This window comes from Georgenia sp. TF02-10 (assembly GCF_022759505.1).
Classification (GTDB): domain Bacteria; phylum Actinomycetota; class Actinomycetes; order Actinomycetales; family Actinomycetaceae; genus TF02-10.
The window spans coordinates 1,844,615-1,867,950 of the sequence record NZ_CP094289.1 but is presented as its reverse complement, the minus strand read 5'-3'; the positions used below and the strand labels follow the sequence as shown (position 1 = coordinate 1,867,950).

Here is a 23,336-nt window from a genome sequence, read left to right as displayed (position 1 = left end):
GATCCCTCTACGGGCGCTTAGCCGGCTCTCCGTAGCGCTCCTGGGCGGCCTGCCGACTGGTTCCCAGCATGGTGGCGATCTGCGTCCAGGTATGCCCGTGCTCGCGGGCAGCGGCCACGGCCTCGGCGAGCTCCGCCTGACTGGTGCCAGCAGCATGGACCGCTGCCGCGAGGCGACGTAGGTGGCTCGCGTCCGCGTCCGGCGACGCGATGGCAGCCGGATCGAGCGAGTCGAGCCACCGCTCGGCGTCCTCGGCGGCCTGTCGGAGCTGTTCGGGGGTGCGGGGCATGATCATCACCTCGGGCGGTTGGTCATAGATGCTCATAGAACTTGCGACGCAGAGCCATGGCGTGGATTGCCACGGGCTCACCGTCGTCGTCGACAACGACCACCTCAACGAGCCGGCCAGTCCGGTCGGCGCCGATGTACAGGTCGCGGTCGCCTTGGCTGATCACACGGATGGCGTTACGTACTGCGTGCTCGATGTCGAGATCCGCGACGCCGTGCTTGCGCGCGTGGTCGGCGACTCCGCTCAGGCAGGTTACCTTGCTTCAGGCGTGCCGCGAGAGGATCGGGTTACGGAACCCTAGCGGTCGCCGAGTTGAGTGAGACCGAGCGCACCGGGCGAGGGATGACCCTGCTCGGCGACGCCGCGCTGCCAGCCGGAGCGCCTGATGCCACCGTAAGACAAGCGCTACCGGCTGCCCCAGCTCGCCCTCTCGGGTGCCACGGACTGGGGTCCATGGCGCCAGGGTGGGGCTGCGATGGGGCGGACGACGGCAAGCACGCCGGCGCTCGAGGGTAGCTCGACGCAGTAGGGGTCGGGGCGGGGATCTGCCTCCGGCGCCCCGTCGTCCGGGGGCCGTGGGGCGGTCAGCAGCCAGTGGGCGAGCCGGGCCAAGGACAGGTGGCCGTGCCAGGTGCCGCCCTGCTGGCGGACCTTGGTCAGGGCACGCATCACCGTCGCGGCGAGCAGATGGCCCGCGCCGTGGTCGAGCGCCTGGGCGGGCAGCACGCCGGGGGTGCCGTCCGGCCCCGCAGTGGCCGCGGCGATGCCCGTGCCTGCTTGGACGATGGAGTCGAACCCTCGTCGGGCGGCCCACGGCCCATGAGTGCCCCAGGCGGAGAGGCTGACGACGACGAGGCCGGGGTACCGCTCGGCCAGCACCTCGGAGGCAAGGCCGAAGGGAGCGAGCGCCCCCGGACGGTAGCCGTGCACGAGGACGTCGGCGTCGGCGAGCAGCTGCTCGAACAGGCGCCGGTCCCGGGCGACGGCCAGGTCGAGCTGGGTGCACCGCTTGCCGGGGCTGGACTCCAGCAGCGTGGTGGGGTCCTCGGGCAGGTGGGGTCCGTCGATCCGCAGCACGTCGGCACCGTGCGCGGCCAGGATCCGTGTCGCTTCGGGTCCGGCGATGACGCGGGTGAGGTCCAGGACGCGCAACCCCTGCAGGCGATGGGCCCGGGCCGGCGCTGGGGCGACCCGGGCCAGGTCCAGGAGCGGTTGAGCGGCCACCGCGACACCGGCCGGGTGCTCGCTCCACTGCTGGAAGGTGCGGACCGCGGCTGCCACCCCTCCGGCGGACACGACGGCGCCTTCGACGTCTGCGCTGGCACGCCGACGGATGGCCGCAGGCGGGTCCTCGCCCAGCGCCCTGAGCGCGGCCTGGCGATGGTGCGGATAGTTCGCGTGCAGCCGCACCCACCCGTCCGCCGAGGGCCAGAACCGCGACAAGGGAGCGAAGCCGGCCGGCGCGGGACGCCGGTCGATCTGGAGGAACCGCTCGCTGCGGAAGGCGATGCCCACGTGTCGGGCGTCCAGCTCCACCGGCGGCACCGGTCGCCCTTCCGCCGCGAGCTCACGGGCGGCGAGCACCTGGGCGGCCACCGCACCCAGGGCCAGCTCGCCGACCGGCAGCCGGCTGCTCAGACCGTGCTCGCCGTGTACTCCGACCGATCGGAGCAGGTCCGGATCACCACCCAGGTCCGCCCAGGCGCGCTGCAAGAGTCCCGATCCCACGCGGCCATCCTCACCGACGCCGTGCAACTGTGCTCAGGACGTCCGCAGCTGGCGGGGCGCCGTCGGCCGCCGACGGGTGCGGCGCTGTTAACCGGCGGGCGGCGCTGCCGCGGACCTAACCCCCGCGGCGCTCGCGCAGGGCGGCCAGCGCCTCCTGGAGGAGCTCGGCGCCGTCGGCGTCCGACCTACGCTCCTTCACGTAGGCCAGGTGCGTCTTGTAGGGCTCGTTCTTCGGCGGGGTGGGCGGGTTGTCCCGGTCCTGGCCGGCCGGTAGCCCGCAGCGCGGGCAGTCCCAGACCTCGGGGATGACCAGGTCGGCCTCCTTGGCGAAGCTGGGCCGTACCTCGTGCCCCTGGGAGCACCAGTAGGAGACCCACACCCGCGGCGCGGCCTCCCCCCGGACCGCCTCGCCCATCGGGCCCGCGCCGACGCGCGAGCCCCGGATCGCACTTCCACCAGCCACTGCGGTCTCCTAGAACTCGAACTTCTGGATCAGCCCGATGAGCACGACCGAGGCGGCCCAGACGAGCGCGACCCCGATCGTGATCCGGTTGAGGTTGCGCTCGGCGACGCCGGAGGAGCCGACGCTGCTGGAGAGCCCGCCGCCGAACATGTCCGACAGCCCGCCGCCCTTGCCCTTGTGCATGAGGATGGTCAGGACGAGGAAGATGCTGGTTAGCACCAGCAGCACCTCGAGGATGATCCGCAGCACTGACACGGACGGCTCCGTTTCGTTAGGGGTCGGCGACCGGGGTCAAGGATAGGCGATGCCGGGCGTCGGCCAACCCCGACCGGCCGTGGCAAGACGCACGGATCGCCGGCGCTCTCGCCCGGCCGCGTCCGGGGTCGACGGCGGCCGGCGTCCCGGCGACGCCCGCCGACGGCGGCCGGCGTCGTCCCGGCGACGCCGGCCGACGGCGGGTGGCTCGGGTTAGGCCGGGGCCGGCGGGCGAGGAGGCCCGCCGGCACCCGGGCCGGCTACTGCCCGACCTGGTGGTTGGGCTACTGGCCGACCTGGTGGTCCCGGTAGCGCACGATGGCGGCGAACTCCTCGGCCTGCAGGCTGGCCCCGCCCACCAGGGCGCCGTCGACGTCCTCCTGCGCCATGATCGTGGCGACGTTCCCGGACTTCACCGAGCCGCCGTAGAGCACCCGGACCTTGTCGGCCAGGCCCTGGGTGTAGAGCTCGGCGAGCCGGGCCCGGATCGCCTGGCAGACTTCCTCGGCGTTCTCCGGGGTGGCGACCTCGCCGGTGCCGATCGCCCAGACCGGCTCGTAGGCGACGACGGTGCGAGCGGCCTCGTCCTGGCTCAGCCCGGCGTAGGCGCCGTCGACCTGGGCGAGGGTGTGCTCGACGTGGTTGCCCGCCTTGCGCACCTCCAGGCCCTCCCCGACGCAGATGATCGGGGTCATCCCGGCGCCGAGGGCGGCCTTGGCCTTGGCGTTGACGACCGCGTCGTCCTCGCCGTGGTACTGCCGCCGCTCGGAGTGGCCCACGACGACGTAGGTCACGCCGAGCTTGGCGAGCATGGCCGCGGAGACCTCGCCGGTGTAGGCGCCGGCCTGGTGGGCGGAGACGTCCTGGGCGCCGTAGCGCACGCCCAGCTTGTCGCCGTCGACCAGGGTCTGCACGGACCGCAGCGCGGTGAACGCCGGGAGGACCACGACCTCCACGGCGGCGTAGTCGTGCTTGGCGTCGTCGAGGGTCCAGGCGAGCTTCTGGACCAGGGCGATGGCCTCGTGGTGGTCGAGGTTCATCTTCCAGTTGCCCGCCATCAGCGGGGTGCGGGTGGCCATCAGTCCTCCAGGACGGCGATGCCGGGCAGGGTCTTGCCCTCGAGGAACTCCAGGGACGCGCCGCCGCCGGTGGAGATGTGGGAGAAGGTCGACTCGTCGAAGCCGAGGGTGCGCACCGCGGCCGCGGAGTCCCCGCCGCCGACGATGGTGAAGCCGGGGGCGTCGGACATGGCCTGGGCCACCGCGCGGGTGCCGGCGGCGAACGGGGCGAGCTCGAAGACGCCCATCGGCCCGTTCCAGACGACGGTGCGGGCGTCGGCGATCTTCGCGGCGAACGCGCGCGCGGACTCCGGGCCGATGTCCAGCCCGATCTGGTCCGCCGGGATGGCGTCGGCGGCCACCACGGTGGCGGGCGCGTCGGCGCTGATCTCCGGGGCCACGACGATGTCGGTGGGCAGGACGATCTCCACGCCCCGCTCGGCCGCCTGGGCGAGGTAGCCCTTGACGGTCTCGACCTGGTCCTCCTCGAGCAGGGACTTGCCCACGCCGTGGCCCTGCGCGGCGAGGAAGGTGAAGACCATGCCGCCGCCGACGAGCAGCCGGTCGGCCTTGCCGAGCAGGTTGGCGATGACGCCGAGCTTGTCGGAGACCTTGGAGCCGCCGAGGACGACGGCGTAGGGCCGCTCGGGGTTGTCGGTGGCCCGGCGCAGGGACTCGATCTCCTTCACGACGAGCTGGCCGGCCGCGTGCGGCAGCCGCTGGGCGACGTCGTAGACGGAGGCCTGCTTGCGGTGCACGACGCCGAAGCCGTCGGAGACGTAGGCGTCGGCCAGGGCGGCGAGCTCGTCGGCGAGCTCGCCGCGGGCGAGGTCGTCCTTGGCGGTCTCGCGGGGGTCGAACCGGACGTTCTCCAGCAGGGCGACGTCGCCGTCGGCCAGGCCCTCGACGACGGCGCGGGCGTCCGGCCCGACGGTGTCCTTGGCCAGGGTCACCTGCTTGCCGAGGAGCTCGCCGAGCCGCGCGGCGACCGGGGCGAGGGAGTACTTCTCGTCCGGGACGCCCTTGGGCCGGCCGAGGTGCGCGACCACGGCCACCCGGGCGCCGGCGTCGGTCAGCGCGGTGAGGGTGGGCAGCGCGGCCCGGATCCGGCCGTCGTCGGTGATGGTGGTGCCGTCGAGCGGGACGTTGAAGTCGGAGCGGACGAGCACGCGCTTGCCGCGCAGCTCGCCCAGGTCCTGCAGGGTCTTCATGGTTCTCCTTGCGGTGGGGCCGGATGGGGGTCGGGGGGCCGGGCCGGGGTGGACGGGCCGGGGGCGGGGCCGGTGCGGGACGGCCGTGGCGCAGTGCGGCACGGCCGGGGGCAGTGCGGCACGGCCTGGCGCAGCAGGCCCGTGCCGGGACCTGGCCAGCGCCGTCGACGGCGCGAGCGGGTGCCGCCGACGCCGTTCGCCGCCCGCCTGCACCGTCGGCGGTGCCGGCGTCGCCGCCGCCCGCGAGGTTGACGCGGGTGGGCCGGTGGGCCCGGCGTCGCCGCCGGGTCGCGCGGCGGGCCGTCGTCGTGCGGGCGCCGAGGCCGTCAGGCGGGGGCGCCGCCGAGGGGTGGCGTTCCCGCGGGCGGCCCCGGCTCCTGCCCGGCGCCGCTCCGGTCGCCGCCTCCCCGCCCGGCAGCGGGCGCGAGGCCCGCCGCCGGGCGGATCGGCTCAGCGTGGGGCGCGGCACCGCCTCGGCGTCGTGCACCTCCGCTCAGCGCCGGACGATGGCTCAGCGTGAGCCCCGCGCTCGGCACCGAGGGCTCGGCGCGGGCGCCGCGCCTCAGCGCCGCCCCGGCGCCGGTCGGCTCAGAGCCGGTCGCCGACGTAGCTGGTGAGCTTCACCAGGGAGGAGGCGTAGCCGTACTCGTTGTCGTACCAGGAGACCACCTTGACCTGGTCGTCGATCACCTTGGTCAGCCCGGAGTCGAAGATGCTCGAGTGCGGGTCGCCCTGGATGTCGGCGGAGACGATCGGGTCCTCGGTGTAGGCCAGGATGCCCTTGAGCTCCTCGCTCTCGGCCGCCTTCTTCATCGCGGCGTTGACGGCCTCGACGCTCACCGGCTTGGCGGCCTGGAAGGTCAGGTCGGTGGCGGAGCCGGTGGGGACCGGCACGCGGAGGGCGTACCCGTCCAGCTTGCCCTTGAGCTGGGGCAGGACCAGGGAGACGGCCTTGGCCGCACCGGTCGAGGTGGGGATGATGCTCAGCGCGGCGGCGCGGGCGCGGCGCAGGTCGCGGTGCGGGCCGTCCTGGAGGTTCTGGTCGGCGGTGTAGGCGTGGATCGTGGTCATCAGGCCGCGGACGATCCCGAACTCCTCGTCCAGCACCTTGGCCATCGGAGCCAGGCAGTTGGTGGTGCAGGACGCGTTGGAGATGACGTTGTGGTTCGCCGGGTCGTACTCGGTGTGGTTGACGCCGACGACGAAGGTGGCGTCCTCGTTCTTGCCGGGCGCGGAGATGATGACCTTCTTCGCGCCGGCGTCGATGTGCGCCTTGGCCTTGGTGGCGTCGGTGAAGCGGCCGGTGGACTCGATGACGATGTCCGCGCCGAGCTCGCCCCAGGGCAGGGCGGCCGGGTCCTTCTCCTCCAGCGCCCGGAAGGTCTGCTTGCCCACGGTGATGGAGTCCTCGGTGTAGGACACCTCCTCCTTGAGGGCGCCGAAGACCGAGTCGTACTTCAGCAGGTGCGCGAGGGTCTTGTTGTCGGTGAGGTCGTTGACGCCCACGATCTGGATGTCCGCCCCCGAGTCCAGCACGGCGCGGGTGAAGTTGCGGCCGATGCGGCCGAAGCCGTTGATACCGACGCGGATGGTCACTGTGTCCTCCTGGCGTGCGCCCTGGGCGCACGAGTTGTCCGGTTCCGTCAGCACCGCAGGTGGTGCTCCTGGCGACTGCCCGCGTGCGCGGCGCGCCACGCTCGGACCGTCGCCAACAGCCTCCAGACTACTCATCCCAGGGCAAGTCGCCCGGGGACGATGGTCCGGCACGGCCGCCGGTGTGAGCGCACTCACCCGGCGGCGGCCCGTTCCGCGGGGCCGCATTCGGGCCCGGCGGCGCCGGCGTCGGGCGAGCACCCCTGCATCGCTCGACCTCCTGTCGGCCCGGGCGGCGCGCACGGCGGTCGATGGACCGGTCCACGGTGGGCAAGACTGGGCGGATGCGCGCCGTCGAGCAGATCACCGATGCCGTCACCGACCACGGTGAGGGCCCCGTCTGGTCCCCGGCCTGGGGCGGGCTCCGCCTCGTCGACATGCTGGTCGGGGACCTGCTCACCCTGCGGCCGGACGGCGGCGTGGACCGCAGGCACGTCGGGCGGGTGGCCGCGTTCGTCCGCCCGCGTCGCGTCGGCGGCTACGTGGTGGCCACCGAGCTCGGCGTCGAGCTCGCGGACGACGTCGACGGCGCCCCCACCCGCCTGGTCCCAGTGGTCAGCGCGCCGGGGATCCGGATGAACGAGGGCACCGCGGCTCCGGACGGCAGCCTGTACGTCGGCACCAGCGCCTGGGACCAGGCTCCCGGGGCCGCGGGCCTGTACCGGATCGACCCCGCCCTCAAGGTCGAGCAGGTGCTCGACGGCGTGACGATCTCCAACGGGATGGGGTTCTCCCCGGACGGGTCGCGCGCGTACTACGTCGACAGCGGCACCGGCCGGCTGGACGTGTTCGACGTCGCGGACGGCCGGCTCACCGACCGGCGGCCCCTGGTCGAGCGCGGCCGGGAGGACGGCGACCTGGACGGCCTGGCCGTCGACGCGCAGGGGACGATCTGGGTCGCGGTCTACGGCGCCGGTCAGGTGCTGCGCTTCGACCCGGCCGGGAACCTGCTGGAGCGGGTCGACCTGCCGGTTCCGCACGTCACGGCCTGCACCCTCGGCGGCGCGGACATGACCGACCTGTTCGTCACCACCTCGCGCGGCGGTCTCGGTCCGGGCGCCCACCCGGCGGCCGGCGCGCTCTTCCGCGTCTCGGTCGACGTCCCCGGTCTGCCGGTGGTGCCCTTCGGCGGTTAGCGACCCTTGGACGCTAGTGAGGCAGGACCTCTCCGCCGGCGACGTCGTACGTGCGGCCCTGGACTACGAGGTTCGTCAGCCGCGCGCGGGCGTCGAGCTCGTCGATGCAGCCGCCCGCCCGGACCTCGCCGTCGAGGGAGACCTCGACGCCGAAGATGGAGCCGATGACCAGCTCGCACCAGGCGCCGGCCGAGGAGCACGACCAGTCGATGAGGTAGGGCAGCTGGGGCGGGGTCTTGCGGGCGCCGCCGTCGATCGGGCTGGCGGCCTCCTCGACGAAGTGCGCCTGCCCGGGCGGCCCCTGGTTCGTCGTGCGGGCCAGCCCGTCGAGCCACTCCAGCGCGACGCGCGGGTGGCCGAGCGCGATCGCTGCCCGGGCGGAGTCGGCGGGCCAGGCCGGGTAGGCGCCGTTCCACTGGTGGTCCGCGCGCAGGGAGTAGCCGGCGTTCTCGTCCCAGGGCGAGAGCGCACGCATCCACGACGGCGTGCGGAGCTCCTCGACGAAGAAGCGCACCATCTCGTCCCGCTGCTGCTCGGGAAGGTCCGCGGCGATCGTGGTGCCGACGGTGGAGAAGTCGTAGCAGTGGCGCGTCTCGACCAGGGTCCCGTCGGGCTGGCGGGCGCGGAAGTAGCCGCTCCCGGGCAGGTAGAGCGCGTTGACCAGCGGGAGGAGCTCCTCGGCCTCGGCCACCAGGTCGGCGGCGACGTCGCCCTGGCCCTGCGCGGCGCTGATCTCCGCCGCGGTGCGCAGGCACCACACGTTGGCCGCGTTGAGGCTGGCCACCTCGTGCACGTAGGTGCTCACGCACTCGAGGAGGTTGTCGATCTCGCCGTAGTCGGCCAGGCCCGAGGCCGAGCGCAGGCGGTGCCAGGCCCGCGCCCAGTACCGCACGTGGTCCCCGAGGGAACGGGTCTGCCCGCTCGGGGTGGTCAGCTCCTCGCGGAGGAACGCGTGGTCCCCGTGCAGCCGGAGGTAGTCGTTGACCAGGCGCGTCATTGCGTAGTGGTTGACGGAGTACCAGTTGCCCACCGGTCCGCCGGTGAGCCACTCGGTGCCGAAGTGCTCGTCGATGTCCAGCCCCACCCAGTGCGCGATCTGCCGGCGCATCACGCCGGGGTCGAGGAGGGCGTGCACCATCGAGCTGAGCGAGTAGTCCCAGATGAACGTGGTGGTCTGCCAGTAGCGGGGCATGAGGGTGTCGTAGGTGCGGCCCAGCACCGAGGCGGGGTTGTCGCGCCGGAACCACAGCACGCCCATCGCGCCCCACCAGTACAGGGTCCGCAGGGCGTCGTTGCTCGTCTCCAGCACGGGCAGCGAGCCGCCGAACTCCTCGTTGCCCGGCGTGAACATGGCGGCCAGGCTGGCGTCCCAGGCCACGCGGGACGCCGCCACGGCGCCGGGCACGTCGGCCGCCACGCGCTCGTAGGCCGCCCGCACCTCGGCCTCGGCGCCCGGTCCGGCGCCCACCATGTGCAGGTAGCCGAGCGTGCAGGCCTCCCCCGGCCCGACCTCCTGGCGGACCTCGACGAGCCGCGGCGTGCCGGCGGCGTCGCGGACGTCCCGCCCGCTTCCGTCGACCAGGCCCTGGAGGCTCACCGCGGAGCGGTCGGCCGGTCGGCCGGTGCGCCGTGCGCCGTCCACCCGCACCTCGTTGGCCGCCTGCGGCGGCGGGGCGGCGAGCCACGGCTCCGGCGACCGGGTCACGGTGGAGTCGATCCAGGCACCGAGGCGCAGCTCGCGCGCCACGGCGGCGGCGTTGGTGGCCCCGATCTGGACGACGACGCCGGCCTCGCCGGGCGGGCAGACGGTGGTGGTCTCCACGACCCAGTCGTCGATTGTGGTGCGGCGCCGCACCTGGTCCGGGCGCCAGACGACCTCGACGGGTTCGCCGTAGGACCGGGCCAGCCGGCCGCCGAGGTAGAGCTGACCGGTGATGCAGTCGCCCTGCGAGACGGGGGGGACGTTCAGCGACCGCACCGCGAGCACGTCGTGGTCGACCTGGGCGGTGGCGAGGTGGTTGGTCAGGCCCGGCGGGTTGATCATGTCGTCGAAGCGGTCGACGACGACGGCGCTGGTGAAGTCCTCGACGGTGGGGATCGTGCGGGGGCTCATCGATGTCCTCCCTGGCGGCGCGCGGCCGCCAGTCCTCGGTCAGGGGGTTCGTTCCTCGGTCAGTACGGTTCGTGGTCCATCGCGGCCGGACGGCCCGGCGCGGTGGGGTCGGCGAAGTCGCGGTTGGGCAGCATCGGGTACCACCCGGCCCGTCCGGGGTCCCGGTCGTAGGGGTAGGGACCGAGCTCGCGGTAGAGCTCGGCGTACTCGGCGACCTTGTCGGCGTCGAGCGTCACCCCGAGTCCGGGCCCGTCCGGCACGGCGATGCGCCCGTCGCGGTAGGTCATCTTCCCGCCGGCGATGACGTCGTCGCGCAGGTGGTGGTAGTGGGCGTCGGCCGCGAACGAGAGGTTGGGGACGACCGCACCGAGGTGCAGCATCGTGGCGAGCTGGATGCCGAGCTCGCCCGAGGAGTGCACCGCGACGCCGAGCTGGAAGGCCTCGCACACCCCGGCCGCCCGGAGGCAGGGCCGGATGCCGCCCCAGAACGTGGTGTCGAGCAGGACGACGTCGGCGGCGGGAGCCAGCACGTTGGTGGCGAGCTGCTCGAAGTCGACCACCACGGTGTTCGTCGCGAGCGGGATCCGGGTGTTCTCCCGGACCCGGCGCATGCCGTTGAACCCGTAGCACGGGTCCTCGAGGTAGTCGTTGGCCAGGTCCTCGATGCCGCGGGCGAACTCGATGCCCTGCTCGGGACTGAGCACCCCGTTGGGGTCGTAACGGAAGCGGTCCCCGGGGAGGGCGCCGGCCAGCGCCCGGTAGGCCTCGCGCTCGTAGCCGGGCTCGAAGACCCCGCCCTTGAGCTTGTGCACCCGGAAGCCGTGCTCGGCCCGCAGCGCCCGCGCGTGCTCGACCAGCTGGTCGGGGGTGCGGACCTCGCCCGAGCCGTCGGCGGAGGGGTAGCGGAAGAACAGGTAGGACGCGAACTCCACCTCATCCCGCACCGCCCCGCCGAGCAGCGCGTGCACGGGAAGCCCGGTGTACTTGCCGAGGATGTCGAGGCAGGCGAATTCCACGGCGGCCAGCAGCTGGGTGCGGTTGTTGTACAGGCTGGCCGTGGGGTTGGCGAGCATGAACCGCAGGACCTCGGTCCGGGCGGGGTCGTGCCCGACCAGGTAGTCCTTCAGGGCCACGACCGCGGCCTCGGCGCTCTGGCCGCCACCGCCCATCTCGCCGAGGCCGACGATGCCGTCCTCGGTCTCGACCTCGACCAGCGTGCGCACGAACCGCCCCCAGTGCGCGCCGTTGCTGTGCCGCAGCGGCGCCTGCAGGGGCACCGTGACGGTCGTCGCCCGCACGTCCGCGATGCGCAGGGCGCTGCCCCTCACTGCCGGGTCTCCGGCAGTGCCACGGCCAGACCGGCGGTGAGCCCGCCGTCGACCTTCAGATCCGCGCCGGTGATGAAGGAGGCCCGCTCGCTGAGGAGGAACTCCACGGCCTCGGCGACCTCGCCCGGGCGGGCGACCCGGCCCAGCGGGTGGGCCCGGCCCCAGTCGGCGAGCAGGTCCTCGACCGGCCGGCCCTCGCGGAACAGCTCGGCGGCCCAGCGCAGCATGGGCGTGTCGACCGAGCCCGGGCACACGGCGTTCACCCGGATCCCCTCGGCGGCGTGGTCCACCGCCATGGCACGGGTGAGGGAGAGCAGCGCGCCCTTGCTGGCCGCGTAGGCCGCGACGTCGCGCTGGGCGGCGAAGGCCTGGACGGAGGCGACCAGGACGATCGCCCCGCCGCCCCGCGCCCGCAGCAGCGGCACGCCCACCCGGCAGGCGTTGAACGCACCGCCGACGTTGACCGCCATGACCTCGTGGTAGGTGCCGGGGTCCGTGCTCTCGACGGTGCCGTAGCGCTGGACGCCGGCGGCGCAGACGAGGGCGTCCAGGCCGCCGTGCTCGGCGTGCACCGTGGCGGCCACCTCGGCCAGCCGGTCGCCGTCGGTGACCTCGGCGACCACCGGCAGCAGCCGCCCGGGCATGGCATCCAGGTGCTGGGTCACGGCGTCCAGCGCCGCGGCGTCCCGGTCGATCCCGACGACGGTGGCGCCGCGGGCGGCCAGCAGCTCGGCGACGCCGGCGCCGATGCCGGCGCCGGCCCCGGTAACCAGGACGGTGCGGTCCTGCCACGGCAGGTGAGTGGTCATGTGGTGGATCTCCTCAGAACTGGCCCAGGGACAGGCCCCGGGTGAAGGCACGCTGGGTCAGCAGGAACAGCGCGACGGTCGGGACGGACACGATGAGGCCGCCGGCGAGCACCGTCGGCATGGTGGAGCCGCCGTAGGTGCTCTGCAGGGCCGACAGGGCCGTCATGACCGGGCGGGTCTCGGCGGACTGGGTCAGCGTCAGCCCCAGGAGCAGGTCGTTCCAGACGAAGGTGGCCTGCAGGATGAAGACGGCCGCGAGCGCGGAGCCGGACATGGGCAGGTAGATGCGCCAGAAGATCCGCCACGTCGACGCGCCGTCGACCACCGCCGCCTCGAAGACCTGGCGGGCGACCCCGGAGAAGAAGTTGCGCATCACGAACGCCGAGAACGGGACCGAGATGACCGTGTAGATCAAGATCATCCCCACCCGGGTGTCGTACAGGCCGGCCTCGACGTAGCCGATGAACAGGGGCATGAGGATCATCTGCAGCGGGAAGACCGTGCTGGAGAAGATCAGCACGAACCAGAAGAAGCCGTGCCTCAGCCGCAGCGCGACGATCGCGAACCCGGCGGCCGCGCCGACGAGCACGGCGAGGCCGGGGGAGACGACGCTGTACAGCGCCGTCGAGGCGATGCCCTCGGAGATGTTGCCGCGGTCCCAGGCGGTGGCCACGTTCTCCAGCAGGCCGGAGATCCCGACCGCCTGCCACACCGAGACCACGCCGTACTGGTCGTCGGTCTTGGCGGCGTTGGCGAGCATGAGGTAGACCGGGGCGAGCCACACCAGCCCGAGGACGACGAGGACACCCTTGCGGATCTTGTCGGCCATCACAGCTCCTTGGAGTCGGAGAGCTGACGACGCAGGTAGATGATCGAGGCGGCCACCGTCACGACGGTGAGGAACAGCGCCACCGCGGCGCCGAGCCCGTAATCGTTGTTGACGAAGGTCTCCTTGTACATGGTCAGCGCCAGGGTCTCCGAGACACGGCCGGGACCGCCCTTGGTCATCGCCCAGATGATGTCGAAGGTCTTGAGGGACCCGACGATCGCGAGGCCGACGACGACGGTGGTCAGCGGGGCGAGCATCGGCCAGGTCATCGTCCGGAACAGCGTCCAGCCGGAGGCGCCGTCGAGCCGGGCGGCCTCCATCGGTTCCTTGGGGATGGACTGCAGCCCGATCCCGAAGAGCAGGGCGTTGACGCCGGCCCCCTGCCAGGTGGCCGCGACGATCATCACCAGGGTGTTCAGCGGGGCGTCGAGCAGCCAGCGCAGCTCGGCGCCGGGCAGGTGCAGGAACCGCAGCGCCTCGCTCAGCGCCCCGTCGGTCTGCAGGATGAAGGTCCAGATCACGCCGACGGCGACCCCGGAGATGGCGTAGGGCAGCAGGAACGGCAGCCGGTACCAGAAGGAGCCCTTGATCTCGTGGGCGAGCACCGCGATGAGCAGGCCGAGCCCGACGGGGAGGACGAGGGTGCCGACGACCCAGATGAGCGTGTTCTGCACCGAGGTGAGGAACCCGGCGTCGGCGAACATCTCCCGGTACTTCTCCAGGCCCACCCACTCGGGGTCGCCCAGGCCGTTGAACTCGGTGAAGCTGAGGTACGCCGTCCACAGGAAGGGCAGGTAGAGCATCACCGCCACGATGGCCAGGCTCGGGAGGGCGAAGCCGCGGGCGGACCAGCGGAACTTGTCCGGCGGCTTGTTGAGGCGGGGGCGCTCGTCGGTGACCGTTCGTTGAGCGGTGAGCGTCGTCATCGCGGTGCCCTTCCGGTTCGGGGCGCGGGGAGCGGGGGTGCCGCCGAGCCGCGGGTCACTGCTCGGCCCAGTACGCCTCGGCCTCGGCCTGCAGCCGCTCCAGGCCGGGCAGCGGGTCGGGGGCGTTCGTGACGAAGTCGCCGAAGATCTCGGTCGAGAGCGTGTACACCGGCAGGGGGTTGGCCTCCAGGTACCGCTGCTGGATCTCGAAGTCCGAGCCCTCACCGGTGACCTCCTCCACGAGGGCGGCGAGCTCGGGGTCGGCGACGTCGGCCTTGGGGTTGAAGGAGACGTCCCCGCGGGAGGAGGACCACTCGTTCTGCGCCTCCTCGGTCAGCCACCAGGCGCTGTAGTCGAGGGCGGCCTGCTCGTTCGCCGAGCCGGTGCCCACGCACAGCGGGCCGGTCTCGAGGATCATCTGCCGCTGCTCGACGTCCGGGTTCATGTTCGGGACGGGGAAAATGCCGTAGTCCGTGCCGGACTCGGCCCCGATCCCGTCGAGCTGCCCGGTGAAGAAGGTGCCGAAGTAGGCCATCGCCACGTCCCCGGTGGACAGCAGGGTCTGCGGGTCGGTGCTGACGCCCGGATCGATGAAGTACCCCTTGTCGATCATCTCGCCCCACTGCTCCATGACCTCGACGACCTCGGGGTCGGTGTAGGAGGCCTCGCCGGTCTGCAGGCCCCGGTAGGTCTCGGGCGCGTTGCCGGCGAGCATGGCCTGGAACCAGACGAACTCGAAGATGATGTTCATCTGGTGGAAGGGGACCTCACCGTTCTCCACCAGGGTGTCGGCGATCGTCATGAGGTCGTCCCAGGTCTCGGGGACCTCGAGGCCGTACTCCTCGAACGTCGCCTTGTTGTAGTACATGGTCCAGTAGGCGACGTTCAGGGGCACGCAGTACTGCTTGCCGTCGTAGGTGTAGTTGTCGATGAGGCCCTCGGGGACGTCGCCGTTGGCCTCGGCCTCGGCCCACAGGTCGGTGGTCTCGGCGACGAGGCCCTGCTCGACGAGCTCGGCGAGCTGGCTGCCGGTGTGCCAGGTGAACAGGTCGGGCACCTGGTCGGTGCGGAACGCCTGCTTGACGAAGGAGTCGAAGGCGGTGGGGTCGGAGTAGCCGGTGAAGTCCAGCGTCAGCCCCTCGGCCGCGGAGGCCTCGTTCATCGTGTCGAAGCTGGGCTCCCACGCGGCCTTGTCGGTGTAGAAGCCGAGCATCACGTCCTCGGCGCGCCCGCCGCCGCCGGCGGTGGTCTCGCCTCCGCCGCCGCCGGAGCAGGCTGCCAGGGTCAGGGCCGCGGTCGTGGCGGCGGCCGTCAGGCACAGGGTCTTCTTCACGAACATCACCTCGTTGTGGTCGCTGCCGGGCGGCAGACGGGATCGGTCAGGACAGGGTTGACGCGGTTGGTCAGGACGGGCAGACGGGATCGGCCAGGATGGATCGACGGAAACGGTCAGGACGGGTCGACGGGGTCGGTCAGGATGGGTCGACGTCGAGGGAGACCTCGACGAACCGGGGGCGGTAGATCGAGACGTCGTCGTAGAGCTCGGTGGGGTCCACGGAGTTCACGTTGTAGGTCAGGAGCAGCGTGTCGTCCTCGCGGAGCTCCGGATGCTCGTGGGCGTTGTAGCCGATGATGTTGGGGTTGCCGTAGGTGCCCGACGGCCCGACCTCGGGCATGTCGTAGAGCTTCGTCGCGTGCACGAACGGGCCCTGGGGCGAGCAGGCGACGTAGGCGTGGATCTCGGCGCTGAAGGGCACAGAGGTGTCCTGCGTGACGAGGAGGTAGCCGTCCCGGTACGGGGTGACGCTGTACTCGTTGGCGACGTCGTCGAGCACCCGCGCGGAGGCTGTCTCCTCGCGGCTCCAGCCCTGACCGTCCCAGTACCGCCAGCGCTTGAGGTCGGTGAGGCCGCCGCCGAGCACCTTGGCCACGTGCAGGTACTTCTCGGCGCCGAGGTCCTCGACGCCGTAGACGTAGACGTGCCCGCCGATCTGCTGGTACCAGGAGGCCCACTGGATCCCCGCGGCGGAGGGCAGCGGGTCGATCGCGACGACGTCCCAGGTGGTGCTGTCGACGGTGGCCAGGGAGTTCCCGGCCCAGGCCCAGTCCCAGGGGCCCTCACCGAACCGGGCGTACCCGAGCACCCCGACCTGGAGGTCTCCGGTGCGCGTGCGGTGACCTGCGCCGAACCAGTGCCAGTCGGTGTCCGGGCCGGGGCCGACCAGGCTCTCCGGGTGCTCCGCCGTGCCGCCGGTGATGGTGGTGAGGTTTCCGCCGTCCTGGAGAACGATCGAGTTGTTGAGGAACGGCGTGGACAGGGGCCGGCCGCCGTCGGCCTCGACCGGGCCGAGGAAGGTGTCGGAGAAGATCCACGCGGTCGTGCCGTCCCGCAGCGGAACGGAGTAGGTGCTGTCGGCACCGGTCCACCCCTCGCCCGTGTTGCCGTAGGCCGTGAAGAGTTGGGTGAGCCCCGGCTCGATCCGGGCGGTGGCGGTGATGGTGGCCGAGGTGAGCGAGCACTCGTCGACCGGATCGGCGGCCGGTGGGCCGGCCGCCGCCGCGCTCGCCGTGGTCGCTGTCAGGAGCAGGGCTCCGGCGCAGAGCGCGCCAGTCACCCTCAGGTTCTTTGTCACGTTGTCACCTCGTTGTGATCCGTCGTGCTGGTCGGTCCTACGGCTCGTGGGGCCCGCCGATCACCTCCGCGACGTCGCGGAGGTGTCGGCGGACGACCTCTTGCACCTCGTCCGCGGAACCCGCGGCGATGAGCCGGACGATCTGCTCGTGCTCGGCGTGATCGGAGCGCGGATCCCCGTGGAGCACGAGGATCTGCTGCTGCTCCTCGGCGTGGATGAGCAGGATCGCGTCGAAGATCTCCTCGACGATCCGGTTCCCGGCGGTGACGCCGATGGCCCGGTGCAGGTCGATGTTCACTCGCCACAACCTGTCGTCGCCGCGGGCCAGGCACTCGCGCGCCTCCGCGAGGGTCCGCTCCAGCGCGGCGAGCCCGCGCGGGTGGCGCACGGTGGCCGCCTGCGCGGCGATCGGCGGCTCGATCAGCAGGCGGGCCCGGATGAGCTCGACGAGCCGTGCGCGGTCCGGCCGCGGAGCGATGCTGTTGAGGAGCACGCTGCGGTTGAAGTTCGGGCCGACGTAGATGCCGGAGCCGTGCTTGAACGTGAGGATGCCCAGGCCCTCGAGGCGTCGCAGGGCTTCACGCATCGTCGGGACGGCCACGGCGAACCGTGCCGCAAGGTCGCGGAGCGGCCCGATCTTCATCCCGGCCTCGAGCCCGCGTTCGCTGATCATCTCCACCACGGCGCCGGCGAGGCTGGACGTGAGGTCCGGCCGCGGCGGGGGTGTGACGTGCGACTCAGCGCCTGACATGGAAGTGATCTAATCACTTGATCTCTTGCCAGGCAAGAAGGACGCCCGCGGCGGCCGCTCCCTCGGCCAGGCGGCGGCCACTGGGCCAGGCGGCGGCCGCTCGGCCATGCGGCGACCGCTCGGCCTCGCGTCGGTGACGGCGGTCTGCCAGCCCGCGCGGGGGCGTCGCCTCTCTCGCGGCCGGGCGGCGGCGCAGCCGGTGGGGAGGCGCGGCCACGCGGAGGTGCAGGCGGTGGCGAGGTGCGACGGGCACCGGAGACGCGCGCCGCGCGGCCTCCGCCGGCGTGCGCCACGACCCAGGGGCAGGCGCGACCCATCGATCCACCCACCGGTGCTGCCGTCCCGACCGCGCAGGACGCGACTGCTCGCGGATACGTCTCAGCGGCCCGCCGCCGGCCGGGCGCCGTCGTCCTCAGAGGTCGAGCATGTCCGGGGTGAGGACCGCCTCGGTGTCCGGGATGCCGAGCTCCTGCGCGCGCCGGTCCGCCATCGCGAGCAGCCGGCGGATCCGACCGGCGATGGCGTCCTTCGTCAGCGGCGGGTCGGCGAGCTGGCCGAGGTCCTCCAGCGAGACCTGCTTGTGCGCCAGCCGGAGCCGGCCGGCCTGGACGAGGTGGTCGGGGATGTCCGGGCCGAGGATCTCGAAGGCCCGCTCCACCCGCGCCCCGGCGGCCACGGCCGCCCGGGCGGACCGACGCAGGTTGGCGTCGTCGAAGTTCGCCATTCGGTTGGCGGTGCCGCGGACCTCCCGCCGGGTACGCCGCTCCTCCCACACCAGCACGGTGTCGTGGGCGCCCATCCGGGTCAGCATCGCGGCGATCGCGTCGCCGTCGCGCAGGACCACCCGGTCGACGCCGCGCACGGCCCGCGCCTTGGCGACGATGTCCATCCGCCGGGCGGCGCCGACCAGCGCCAGGGCCGCCTCCGGGCCCGGGCAGGTGATCTCCAGGGAGCTGGACCGGCCCGGCTCGGTGAGGGAGCCGTGCGCGAGGAACGCCCCGCGCCAGGCCGCGGTGGCCTCCGCCACCCCGGCCGAGACGACCTGCGGCGGCAGCCCGCGGACCGGCCGGCCGCGGGTGTCCAGCAGCCCGGTCTGGCGGGCCAGGGACTCCCCGTCCTTGACGACCCGGACGACGTACCGGTTGCCGCGGCGCAGGCCCGAGCCGGAGACGACGATGATGTCGCTGACGTGGCCGTAGACCTCGTGCATGGTGTGCCGCAGCCGCCGGGCGGCGATGCCGGTGTCGAGCTCGGCCTCCACCACGATCCGGCCGGAGACGATGTGCAGGCCGCCGGCGAACCGCAGCGTCGCGGCCACCTCCGCCTTCCGGGCCGACACCTTCTCCACCCGGAGCCGGGCGAGCTCGTCCTTCACGGCGGCGGTCATCGACATGCCGGACATCTTCCCACCCATCAGCGGGGTCCTCCGCCGTCCGCCGGACGCCCCGGCCGGGTCAGCGGCACGTCACCGAGGACGCCGGCGAAGGCGTCCCGGTAGGCGGCGGCCAGCCGCAGCGGGTCGTGCCGGGGCGTGCCGTCCCCCACCGCGACCTGGCGCAGGAGCAGGTGGGCCCCGCACGCGGTCGCGGCGGCGGCGAGGTCGTCGAGGTCCTCCACCGCCGCCGGGTCGGCCAGGACGACGTCCAGCCGCAGGCCGGGCGCGTGGTCGTGCAGGCTGCGGACGTGGTCGGCGGCGGTCATCCCCTCGGTCTCCCCCGCCTGGGGCGAGAGGTTGAGGGTGAGGGCCCGCCGGGCGGCGGTGCCCTGCAGGGCGGCGGCGAGCTCGGGGACCAGCAGGTGCGGGATCACCGAGGTGTACCAGGAGCCCGGCCCGAGGACCACCCAGTCGGCGTCGCGGACGGCGCTGACGGCCTCGGGGCAGGCGGGCGGGGCGTCGGGGAGCAGCCGCACCTGTTCCACCCGGCCCGGGGCGACGGCGACCTGGGACTGCCCGCGCACGGTGCGGGAGGCGCCGTCGCGGGTGACGGTGGCCTCGATCTCCAGCGGGACGGCGGCCATCGGCAGCACCCGGCCGCGGACCCCGAGGAGGCGGCCGACCAGGTCCAGCCCGGAGACCTCGTCGCCGAGCAGCTCCCAGAGCGCCACGATGAGCAGGTTGCCGACGGCGTGGTTGTCCAGCGGGCCCTCGGAGCGGAACCGGTGCTGCAGGACGTCGCGCCAGATCAGGCCCCACTCGCCGTCGTCGCACAGCGCGGACAGGGCCATCCGCAGGTCCCCCGGCGGCAGGACGCCCAGCTCGTGCCGCAGCCGGCCGGAGGACCCGCCGTCGTCGGCGACCGTGACCACGGCGGTGAGGTTGGCCGAGAGGTGCCGCAGCGCCCCGAGCGTGGCGGACAGGCCGTGGCCACCGCCCAGGGCGACGACGGCGGGCCCGCGGGCGCCCGGCTCGAGCGCGAGGCTGTCCAGGGTCATTCCCGGCCCAGGTCGCGGTGCAGGGTCCGGACCGGCTGCCCCCGCTGGCGCAGCCGCTCGGCGATCGCCTCGGCCATCGCGATCGACCGGTGCTTGCCGCCGGTGCAGCCCACCGCGATGGTGACGAACGGCTTGAGCTCCTCGACGTAGCCGTCCAGCACCGGGGCGATGGCGTCGACGTACCGGTCGGCGAACTCGGTGGCGCCGTCCTGGCCGAGGACGTAGCGGCGCACCGCCTCGTCCTGGCCGGTGAGGTGGCGGAGCTCGCCGACCCAGTAGGGGTTGGACAGGAACCGGACGTCGACGACGTGGTCGGCGTCGAGCGGCAGGCCGTACTTGAACCCGAAGGACATGACGGTCACCCGCAGGGGCCGGTCGGCCTCGCCGGCGACGGCGTCGCGGACCTTGCGGGCGAGGTCGTGCACGGAGAGGTCGGTGGTGTCGATGAAGACGTCGGCCCGGCGGCGGAGGTGGGCGAGGAGCTGGCGCTCGGCGGCGATGCCGTCGAGGAGGCGGCCCTCGCCCTGCAGCGGGTGCGGCCGGCGGTTGGACTCGTACCGGCGGACCAGCTCGGAGTCGTCGGCGTCGAGGAAGACGATCCGGAAGTCGGTGCCGGTCCGGCCCAGCCGCTCCAGGACCTCCACGAGCTCGGCGAAGAACGCCCGGCTGCGCACGTCCACGACGGCGGCGAGGCGGTGGATGCCGCCCTTGCCGGGGGCCATCAGCCGGGCGAGCGCGCCGAGCAGCCGCGGCGGCAGGTTGTCCACCACGTACCAGTCCAGGTCCTCCAGGGCGGCCGCCGCCCGGGACCGGCCGGCGCCGGACATGCCGGTGATGATGAGCAGCTCGGGCGGGTCGTTCTCGGGCAGGCGGGCCTGCTCGTCGAGCTGCGGGATGCCCTCGGGGACGGTCGGCGGGCGGGCCGGGTCCGCGTCCGTCGGGTCAGCCAGGTCCGCCGGTGCGTCTGCGTCGGCCGCAGCGTCCGCGTCCGGCAGTACGCCCGGGTCCGTCTCGGCGTCCGCGTCCGGCAGCACGTCGGCGTCCGGCCGGGCCGGCAGGTCCGCCGGTGCGCCTGCCGCGGTCGGGGCGCCCCCGTCCGCCGGTGCGCCGACGAGTGGCTGGGCCTCGTCGGGGCGCTCGGTGCCCGCCGGGGTGGTCGGTGGTGGTGCCTGCTCGGGCCCGGCGTCGTCCATACCGTCAGGATGCCAGGTGGTCATCCGCCTTCGCGTCGGCCCGGGGGCGGACGCCGTCAGCACCGTCCGGATCGGCGCCGTCGGGACCGTCGGGGCGGGCACCGTCGTCGGAGCGATCGGGCTGCGCGCCGTCCGCCGAGCCGCCCACGCGGGCGCCGTCGGCAGCACCGCCCGGGCGGGCACCGTCGTCGGAGCTGCCGGGCCGGGCGCCGTCGGCATCGTCCGGGCCGTCGGCTCCCGCCGGCGGGGCGCCGAGCGCCGCCAGGACGGCCCGGGCGGTGGCCGGGCCCATCCCGGGAACGGCGGCGACCTCCTCCAGGCTGGCGGCGCGGATGTTCTTCACCGACCCGAACGCCTTGAGCAGCGCGGCCTGCCGGGCCGGGCCGAGGCCGGGCACCCCGTCGAGGACCGACCGCGTCATGGCCTTGGCGCGGCGGGAGCGGTGGTGGGTGATGGCGAACCGGTGCGACTCGTCCCGCAGGTGCTGCAGGAGGTACAGGGCGGGCGAGGTGCGCGGCAGCACGGTGGGGAAGTCCTCGCCGGGGAGCCAGACCTCCTCCAGCCGTTTGGCCAGGCCGACGAGCGCGACGTCGTCGATGCCGAGGTCGTCCAGGACCCGCTGCGCCGCCGCGACCTGCGGCTGCCCGCCGTCGACCACCACCAGGTTGGGCGGGTAGGCGAACCTGCGGGCCCGGCCGCTGGCGGGGTCCACCGGCCCGGACCGCAGCGGCACCCCGTCGTCGTCGACGGCGTCCAGGTCGACCTGCGCGGGCTGGACCTGGTCGGGGTCCGCCCGGTCCGGGTCGTCCCCGACCAGGGCGGCGCCGACGGCGCGGGCCGCCGGGTCGCCGTCGGCGGCGGTCCGGGCACCGGTCCCTTCACCGGCCCGGTCGGTACCGGCCGGAGCGGCACCGGCCGCGACGGGTCCGCCGCCGCCCGTCTGGTCGGCGTCCCGCTCGGCCAGGTACCGGGTGAACCGGCGGCGCAGCACCTCCTCCATGGCGGCGGTGTCGTCCCGGGCGCCGGTGCCGTGCTCGCCGCGGACGACGAAGTGCCGGTACTCGGACTTCTTGGGCACGCCGTCCTCGAAGACGACCATGGAGCCGACCTGGTGGCTGCCCTGGGTGTGGGAGATGTCGTAGCACTCGATCCGCAGCGGGGAGTCGGGCAGGTCGAGGGCGTCCTGCAGCTCGCGCAGCGCCTGGGAGCGGGTGGTGAGGTCGCCGGCGCGCCGGGCCTTGTGGAGCTTCAGGGCCTGCTCGGCGTTGGCGCGGACGGTCTCGGCGAGGGTGCGCTTGTCCCCGCGGCGGGGCACCCGGACCTGCACCCGTCCGCCGCGGAGCCGGCCGAGCCACTCCTGCAGGTCGGCGACGTTCTCCGGCAGGGCGGGCACGAGGATCTCACGCGGCACGGCGGTGGTCGGGGTGTGCGGGACGTCGTCGACGCTGGTGGCCTCCCCGTCGGCGCGCCGGGCGCGGGCCTTGCCGGCGGCGCGTGCGTCGCGGGGGGCGACCGGGGCCGTCTCGGCCGCGCCGTAGACGTGCTGGAGCAGGTGCTCGACGAGGCCGGCGTCGTCGAGCTCCTCGACCCGCTCCCCCACCCAGCCGCGCTGGCCGCGGATCCGCCCGCCGCGGACGTGGAAGACCTGGATGCTGACCTCGAGCTCGTCGGCGGCGAGGCCGAAGACGTCCGCGTCGGTGCCGTCCGGCAGCACGACCGCGTTCTGCTCGACGACCTTGCGCAGCGCGGCGGCGTCGTCCCGCAGCCGGGCCGCGCGCTCGTAGTCCTGCGCGCCGGCCGCGGCCCGCATCTCCCGCTCCACCCGCCGCAGGTACGGGCCGGTCTCGCCCTCCATGAACCGGCAGAAGTCCTCGGCCAGCGCCCGGTGGTCCGCCACCGAGATCCGCCCGACGCAGGGCGCGGAGCACTTGTCGATGTAGCCGAGCAGGCAGGGCCGGCCGGCCGACTGGGCCCGGCGGTACACCCCGGGGGAGCAGGTGCGGACCGGGAAGACGCGGAGGAGCTGGTCGACGGTGTCGCGGATCGCCCAGGCGTGGGTGTACGGGCCGAAGTACCGGGTGCCCTTGCGCTTGGCGCCGCGCATGACCTGCACCCGGGGCACCTCCTCCCCCATCGTGACGGCGAGGAAGGGGTAGGACTTGTCGTCGCGGTACTTGACGTTGAACCGCGGGTCGAACTCCTTGATCCAGGCGTACTCCAGGGCGAGAGACTCGACCTCGGTGCCCACCACCGTCCACTCCACCGCGGCGGCGGTGGTGACCATCTGCTGGGTCCGCGGGTGCAGGGCGCTGAGGTCCTGGAAGTAGCTCGCCAGCCGGCTCCGCAGGCTCTTGGCCTTGCCGACGTAGATGACCCGGCCCTGCGGGTCCTTGAACCGGTAGACGCCGGGGGCGTCGGGGACCTCGCCGGGGCGGGGCCGGTAGGTGGACGGGTCGGCCATGATCGTCCAGCCTACGTCGGCCGGCGGGGGCGGGCGTCGGCGCTAGGCGCCGTCGACGGCGCGGCGA

21 protein-coding genes are annotated in these 23,336 nt (G+C 73.5%); 2 read left to right on the top strand and 19 right to left on the bottom strand.

Translation table 11 applies throughout. The annotated features are described in order from the left end of the window. Nucleotides 1-7: 7 nt before the first annotated feature. A complete protein-coding gene (locus tag MF406_RS08400; RefSeq protein WP_242897569.1) occupies nucleotides 8-325 on the bottom strand; it encodes a hypothetical protein in 318 nt (105 codons plus the stop codon). On the opposite strand from MF406_RS08400, the gene MF406_RS08395 reads away from it, so the two are divergent. Then, the gene (locus MF406_RS08395) at nucleotides 318-590 is read left to right on the top strand and encodes a hypothetical protein (protein WP_242897568.1); all 273 of its coding nucleotides are present in this window, start codon (nucleotides 318-320) and stop codon (nucleotides 588-590) included. The genes MF406_RS08400 and MF406_RS08395 overlap by 8 nt on opposite strands. 104 nt (nucleotides 591-694) lie before the next feature. Here MF406_RS08395 and MF406_RS08390 read toward each other — a convergent pair whose 3' ends face one another. The 6 genes from MF406_RS08390 to gap all read right to left on the bottom strand — a co-directional run bounded on the left by MF406_RS08390 (nucleotide 695) and on the right by gap (nucleotide 6,600). Then, nucleotides 695-2,017, bottom strand: a complete 1,323-nt coding sequence (locus MF406_RS08390; RefSeq protein WP_242897567.1) for a CoA transferase — start codon at nucleotides 2,015-2,017, stop codon at nucleotides 695-697. Between the two features lie 115 nt (nucleotides 2,018-2,132). Further along, entirely contained in the window at nucleotides 2,133-2,480 is a 348-nt protein-coding gene (locus MF406_RS08385; protein ID WP_256463947.1) for an RNA polymerase-binding protein RbpA, read from the bottom strand. Between the two features lie 9 nt (nucleotides 2,481-2,489). Then, nucleotides 2,490-2,735, bottom strand: coding sequence for a preprotein translocase subunit SecG (secG, locus tag MF406_RS08380; RefSeq protein WP_242897565.1), 246 nt, complete (start codon nucleotides 2,733-2,735; stop codon nucleotides 2,490-2,492). A gap of 284 nt (nucleotides 2,736-3,019) precedes the next feature. Beyond that, the gene (gene tpiA / locus MF406_RS08375; RefSeq protein WP_242897564.1) at nucleotides 3,020-3,814 is read right to left on the bottom strand and encodes a triose-phosphate isomerase; all 795 of its coding nucleotides are present in this window, start codon (nucleotides 3,812-3,814) and stop codon (nucleotides 3,020-3,022) included. Continuing rightward, the gene (pgk, locus tag MF406_RS08370) at nucleotides 3,814-5,004 is read right to left on the bottom strand and encodes a phosphoglycerate kinase (RefSeq protein ID WP_242897563.1); all 1,191 of its coding nucleotides are present in this window, start codon (nucleotides 5,002-5,004) and stop codon (nucleotides 3,814-3,816) included. Before pgk ends, tpiA begins: the two co-directional genes overlap by 1 nt. 588 nt (nucleotides 5,005-5,592) lie before the next feature. Next, entirely contained in the window at nucleotides 5,593-6,600 is a 1,008-nt protein-coding gene (gap, locus tag MF406_RS08365; protein ID WP_242897562.1) for a type I glyceraldehyde-3-phosphate dehydrogenase, read from the bottom strand. A 341-nt stretch (nucleotides 6,601-6,941) separates the two neighbouring features. Between gap and MF406_RS08360 the strand changes: the two genes are divergently transcribed. Next, entirely contained in the window at nucleotides 6,942-7,793 is an 852-nt protein-coding gene (locus tag MF406_RS08360) for an SMP-30/gluconolactonase/LRE family protein (protein WP_242897561.1), read from the top strand. Between the two features lie 13 nt (nucleotides 7,794-7,806). Here the strand turns inward: MF406_RS08360 and MF406_RS08355 are convergent, their stop codons facing one another. The 12 genes from MF406_RS08355 to uvrC all read right to left on the bottom strand — a co-directional run bounded on the left by MF406_RS08355 (nucleotide 7,807) and on the right by uvrC (nucleotide 23,269). Beyond that, nucleotides 7,807-9,906, bottom strand: coding sequence for a hypothetical protein (locus MF406_RS08355; protein WP_242897560.1), 2,100 nt, complete (start codon nucleotides 9,904-9,906; stop codon nucleotides 7,807-7,809). A gap of 59 nt (nucleotides 9,907-9,965) precedes the next feature. After that, on the bottom strand, nucleotides 9,966-11,234 hold the full coding sequence (locus tag MF406_RS08350) for an enolase C-terminal domain-like protein (RefSeq protein WP_242897559.1): 1,269 nt from the start codon (nucleotides 11,232-11,234) through the stop codon (nucleotides 9,966-9,968). Continuing rightward, nucleotides 11,231-12,043, bottom strand: coding sequence for an SDR family NAD(P)-dependent oxidoreductase (locus MF406_RS08345; protein WP_242897558.1), 813 nt, complete (start codon nucleotides 12,041-12,043; stop codon nucleotides 11,231-11,233). The genes MF406_RS08350 and MF406_RS08345 overlap by 4 nt, the downstream gene beginning before the upstream one ends. Before the next feature lie 13 nt (nucleotides 12,044-12,056). Beyond that, nucleotides 12,057-12,872 (bottom strand): carbohydrate ABC transporter permease, encoded by an 816-nt coding sequence (locus MF406_RS08340; RefSeq protein ID WP_242897557.1) that lies wholly within the window; start codon nucleotides 12,870-12,872, stop codon nucleotides 12,057-12,059. Continuing rightward, on the bottom strand, nucleotides 12,872-13,798 hold the full coding sequence (locus MF406_RS08335) for a carbohydrate ABC transporter permease (RefSeq protein ID WP_242897556.1): 927 nt from the start codon (nucleotides 13,796-13,798) through the stop codon (nucleotides 12,872-12,874). Before MF406_RS08335 ends, MF406_RS08340 begins: the two co-directional genes overlap by 1 nt. Before the next feature lie 55 nt (nucleotides 13,799-13,853). Then, nucleotides 13,854-15,137: an ABC transporter substrate-binding protein gene (locus MF406_RS08330; RefSeq protein WP_242897739.1), complete on the bottom strand. Its 1,284-nt coding sequence runs from the start codon at nucleotides 15,135-15,137 to the stop codon at nucleotides 13,854-13,856. A 133-nt stretch (nucleotides 15,138-15,270) separates the two neighbouring features. Beyond that, nucleotides 15,271-16,431, bottom strand: a complete 1,161-nt coding sequence (locus tag MF406_RS08325; RefSeq protein ID WP_242897555.1) for a DUF4185 domain-containing protein — start codon at nucleotides 16,429-16,431, stop codon at nucleotides 15,271-15,273. Between the two features lie 37 nt (nucleotides 16,432-16,468). Beyond that, nucleotides 16,469-17,182 carry a FadR/GntR family transcriptional regulator gene (locus tag MF406_RS08320; protein ID WP_242897554.1) on the bottom strand — a complete coding sequence of 238 codons (714 nt, stop codon included), beginning with the start codon at nucleotides 17,180-17,182 and terminating at the stop codon, nucleotides 16,469-16,471. Nucleotides 17,183-17,594: 412 nt separating this feature from the next. After that, nucleotides 17,595-18,575, bottom strand: coding sequence for a DNA-binding protein WhiA (whiA, locus tag MF406_RS08315; protein ID WP_242897738.1), 981 nt, complete (start codon nucleotides 18,573-18,575; stop codon nucleotides 17,595-17,597). A gap of 20 nt (nucleotides 18,576-18,595) precedes the next feature. Further along, the gene (yvcK, locus tag MF406_RS08310; protein ID WP_242897553.1) at nucleotides 18,596-19,615 is read right to left on the bottom strand and encodes a uridine diphosphate-N-acetylglucosamine-binding protein YvcK; all 1,020 of its coding nucleotides are present in this window, start codon (nucleotides 19,613-19,615) and stop codon (nucleotides 18,596-18,598) included. After that, the gene (gene rapZ / locus MF406_RS08305; protein WP_371744640.1) at nucleotides 19,612-20,808 is read right to left on the bottom strand and encodes an RNase adapter RapZ; all 1,197 of its coding nucleotides are present in this window, start codon (nucleotides 20,806-20,808) and stop codon (nucleotides 19,612-19,614) included. The genes yvcK and rapZ overlap by 4 nt, the downstream gene beginning before the upstream one ends. Before the next feature lie 4 nt (nucleotides 20,809-20,812). Further along, nucleotides 20,813-23,269: an excinuclease ABC subunit UvrC gene (gene uvrC / locus MF406_RS08300; protein WP_242897552.1), complete on the bottom strand. Its 2,457-nt coding sequence runs from the start codon at nucleotides 23,267-23,269 to the stop codon at nucleotides 20,813-20,815. Nucleotides 23,270-23,336 lie beyond the last annotated feature (67 nt).